The following is a 3,636-nucleotide window of genomic DNA, read 5'->3' on the forward strand; positions in this document are numbered from 1 at the left end:
GTGGTGTTGGGGCGGGAGGGGTGATGAGCGACGACACGCTGCTGGACCGGCTCCAGCGCAAGGCGGACGGGCGGAACATCGATTCGCGCGCGGGCATCCTGGAGGGAGAGGGTTCACAGCAGCAGGTGAAGGATCCGGAGCCCGCGAAGCCGGGCGTGGGGGTGCTGTCCACGGTGCCGTCGCGGTCAGGGCCGGACAGCGCGGAGGCGCCGAGCTACTACGGCATTCCGGTGTTGAAGGAGCCGCTGTGGATCTGGACGGTCCCGGCGTACTTCTACGTGGGCGGGGTGGCGGGCGCGGCGAGCGTGCTCGGGGTGGCGCTGGAGTCCTTCGGAGGACGGAGGCTGAAGCGGCTGGCCGAGCGCTGTCACACGGTGGGCCTGGCGGGCGACATCGTGAGCGCGGGGCTGTTGATCCACGACCTGGGCCGGCCGTCGCGCTTCCTGAACATGCTGCGGGTGTTCCGGCCCACGTCGCCCATGAGCATGGGTTCGTGGGTGCTGGCGGGTTCAGGCGCGGTGAACACGGCGGCGTGGGTGCTGCGACGGAGGCCCGGGGTGCTGGGCACGCTGGGGCGCGCGGCGGGACGGATGGGCGCGGTGCTGGGCCTGCCGCTCGCGGGCTACACGGCGGTGCTGGTGAGCAACACGGCGGTGCCGCTCTGGCAGCAGGTGGGGCGCACGCTGCCGCTGTTCTTCATGTCCTCCGCGACGGCGAGCGCGGGGAGTCTGTTGTCGCTGCTCCCGCACACGGACGCGGAGGAGCAAGTGCTGCGCCGCTTCCGCATCGCGGGCAAGGTGGCGGAGCTGTTCACGCGCGAGGCGGTGGAGCTGGAGGCGCGTCAGGTCGCGGAGGTGGGCAAGCCGCTGCACTCGGGAGCATCCGGAGCGCTATGGATGCTGTCGCGGACGTGCTCACTGGCGGGGCTGGTGGTGGACGTGCTGCCGGGGCGTTCGCGCTGGAAGCAGGTGACCGCGGACGTGCTGTCCACGGTGGGAGCGGTGGCCGCGCGCTACGGCATCATCCAGGCGGGCAAGGCCTCCGCGCGAAATCCGCAGGCCACGTTCCAGGGACAGAGGCAGGGACTGGGCGCGGCGCAGGTGGATGGGAACGCGGTGGCGTCGGACGGAAAGCCACTGAGCTTCCCGTTGCCCGTGTTGGGCCAGGGCGCGGCGCGCACGGCACCACGGCCGGATGCACCCTACGCGCGGTTCATGGTGAAGCAGCCGGAGCCGTGACGCCGCGCCTTACCTTGTCGGTAGGGAGTGCTACGTTCCGGGCATGATCGAGTCCATCACGCTCGCGAACTTCAAGAGCTTCGGCGAGGAGCAGACCATCCCACTGGAGCCCATCACGGTGCTCGTGGGACCGAACAACTCTGGCAAGTCAAACTTCATGAGCGTGGCGCGGTTTCTTACCAACAGCTTCGTCACGTCAGTCTCTACGGCTGTGCAGGCAGAAGGTGATTCCTTCTTCCATCTTCCTCTGGAAGGGACCGAATCCTGCGTCATCCGTTGGGATCAGGGCTCGAACTACTATGAACTCAAGTTCAGCCCGTACGACGACTTGCCTCTGAGTTTGGAGAGGTTTTCTGCTAAGGGCCAGCGCCCCTATTTCGAAAGGCAAGGGCCCGACCTCGTTGTTGGAGAGCAGTTCCTCCCTCAAGTGCCAGACGTCGATCGCTTCGTGTTCCTGCAGCATCATCTCCTCGATGGCTCACAGGTCCTTGCAGCAATGAAGCAGTGGGCTCCATTCGCCAGGAGCAGAACCATCAAGCTCGCCGTCTCCTCCCTCCGTCGGGATGCAGAAGTCATTCCACAGCCCGAGATGGGTGTGGACGGACAAGGCCTTGCCGCCGTCGTTGGCCTCTGGCGCGGTGCCATGCCTGAAAAAGTCGAAGCGTTGAATGGATTCCTATCCCGCTGCCTACCCGAAATGAAAGACGTGCTTGTCCGACCGGCGCCTGTTCCAGGACACCAGCGGCTCTGGTTCCGTCAGAAAGACGGCTTGGAGTTCGACGCCGAGCACGTCTCCGATGGCGTTCTCGCGTTCACCGCGCTGGCCTTGCACGCATTGAGCGCAGAGCCGGGACGAATCCTGTGCATTGAAGAGCCCGAACAGTCCATCCACCCCAAGCGGCTTCGCGAACTGGTCGACCTCCTCAAGGACATTGTCCGCGAGCGTGGCTGCCAGTTCATCATCGCCACACACTCGACCGTTCTTCTCAACGCCTTCCGGGACGAGCCCGAGGCGGTTCTCCTCTTCCGCCGTTCCGACATAGGGACACGCGTGAAGCGCTTGAGCGACGTGCCTGAACTGGTTGAAGCGCTTCAACAGGCCTCGCCAGGAGACCTCCTGGAGACGGGCGCCTTCAGCACCGCGTTTTGAGATCCCGTGCTCACGGTCGCCATCGCCAGTGAGTTCCACGCCTACGACGGGGAGATCTACCGCTACCTCCTTGAACGGGTTCTCGGCACTCCCGTGCAGGCCTGGAAGAGCGAGATCGAATTCAACGGCTGCAAGCACGTGCGAAAGCAGGCCGGCCTGTACCTCAACACCGCGGCGCAGCAGGGCGTTCGCCATGCGCTCGTGGCCATCGACAATGACGGCGGAAGCACGCGTGGGCTTGCTCACCATCCAGCCCACGACACCGAACAGGAATGCGCGAGTCCGGACGGATGCCGCGTGTGCTGGCTGCACAGCACCCTCCCCACGAGCTGGCGCGAAGATCCCTATCGCTCCTGCGTGGTCGTGCCCATCCAGACCCTGGAGACCTGGCTCCTCATCGCCAAAGGCCATGCGTTCACGGAGCCGTCTCCCGAGCAGCGCTACAACCGTCAGGTCCTAAAGAAGGACTGCTACGGCAAGCCCCAGCCGTCCAGCCAGGTCATGAAGGGCATTGCGCTGGACTGGCTCCAGCATCCGGAAGCCATCACGCGGCTGTCATCGCGCCCAAGCTTCCAGGCCTTCGTCGATCAGGTGAAGCGCTGGTGAGCGTTAAAGCGGGTGCGGCGCATCCAGTCCCATTGCCCGAGGCGGCTGGGAGATCCATTGCGCCAGCGCGCCATCCAGGATCCGCCCGGTCTTGGCCTCGTCGTACTTGAGAGAGCGCCCCAGCGCGCGAGCCAACCCCACCAGGACGAAATCCAGCTTCTCAGCGGCCCGGCGCACGGCGCTGTCCACATGCCGCGAAGACCGCAGGTGCCTCGCAGCCTCGCTGGCGCGCGGTGCCCCCATCGCAGGAAGGTGGTTCGACAGCAGTGCCATCAGCACGTCCGGCCCCACGTCACTGGCGAGCGCGGCAAGGCGCTCCCCCAGGAGCAGGACGAACCGCGCCTGCTCCTGCTGTTCGTCCGCCATCCTCGTTCCCGTATCGAACGACCAAGCCGTGAACGCCTCGGAATGGGGAACCCGCATTTCCGACAGCTGCTTGTGCAGCGACAGGATGAGGACGTACTCCGGCTTCCCTCCCGTGTTCTCCAGCCGCACACTGACGACCTGGCTCCCGGTCCGCAGCCGCTCCTTGAGCAGGCGCAGGAAGGGTTCCCCCTCCGCGCCCTCCAGGGCGTAGCGAATCAGCGAGTTCCAGTCCCGGGTCATCCTGAAAGGCTCCATCCTTCCCCCTTCCCCGTCAAC

Annotated in this window: 4 protein-coding genes; 3 read left to right on the forward strand and 1 reads right to left on the reverse strand. The window is 65.9% G+C overall.

All coding sequences use genetic code 11. The features are described 5' to 3' along the window. From nrfD to D7W79_RS40045, 3 genes are all read left to right on the forward strand, one after another. On the forward strand, positions 1 to 1,238 hold a 1,238-nt coding region (gene nrfD / locus D7W79_RS40035), incomplete at its 5' end, for an NrfD/PsrC family molybdoenzyme membrane anchor subunit (protein ID WP_338078855.1). A 43-nt stretch (positions 1,239 to 1,281) separates the two neighbouring features. Beyond that, a complete protein-coding gene (locus D7W79_RS40040) occupies positions 1,282 to 2,388 on the forward strand; it encodes an AAA family ATPase (RefSeq protein WP_120530468.1) in 1,107 nt (368 codons plus the stop codon). A gap of 6 nt (positions 2,389 to 2,394) precedes the next feature. Next, positions 2,395 to 2,994, forward strand: coding sequence for a hypothetical protein (locus D7W79_RS40045; protein WP_120530469.1), 600 nt, complete (start codon positions 2,395 to 2,397; stop codon positions 2,992 to 2,994). 3 nt (positions 2,995 to 2,997) lie between these two features. Here the strand turns inward: D7W79_RS40045 and D7W79_RS40050 are convergent. Further along, positions 2,998 to 3,636 (reverse strand): hypothetical protein (locus D7W79_RS40050; protein WP_208729970.1); only part of this gene is annotated, 639 nt, incomplete at its 5' end.

The sequence above is a fragment of the Corallococcus exercitus genome, from assembly GCF_003611585.1.
GTDB classification, from domain to species: Bacteria; Myxococcota; Myxococcia; order Myxococcales; family Myxococcaceae; genus Corallococcus; species Corallococcus exercitus.